Genomic DNA, 346 nt, shown 5'->3' with positions numbered 1-346 from the left:
ACACTTGCCCAACCATTAACATGTGTACCATTGTTTTCACGTGCGTATAACCATGGCAAATATTGAGAAGGTGTCATACTTCCGTAATCATTATGGATAACCACACCTTGAACACTTGGCTTTGGAGCTGTAATTTTATTACCTTCGATATGGTTAGAATAAATATGTTTCAATTGTTTCTCACTTCCATTCTTAGATTTATCTTGCTTTGCATTCAATTTACTAATATCGTATTTTTCAATTGGAATACCACTACACACTTCTAATTTTTCATCTTTCAAGTTAGTACCTTTCGGTCGTAGTTGTAAATGAAGATGTGCATTCATAGGATTGTCATAATAGTTGG

General features: G+C 33.8%; 1 pseudogene. It reads right to left on the bottom strand.

Annotation, left to right across the window (positions count from 1 at the left end):
- A pseudogene (locus HMPREF3270_RS06005) lies at positions 1-326 on the bottom strand (hypothetical protein); the annotation flags it as partial.
- Positions 327-346 lie beyond the last annotated feature (20 nt).

This window comes from Staphylococcus sp. HMSC65H10 (genome assembly GCF_001839185.1).
GTDB classification, from domain to species: domain Bacteria; phylum Bacillota; class Bacilli; order Staphylococcales; family Staphylococcaceae; genus Staphylococcus; species Staphylococcus simulans.
Note: the sequence above shows the minus strand (reverse complement) of the source record. Positions and strands in the feature narration are given on the sequence as shown.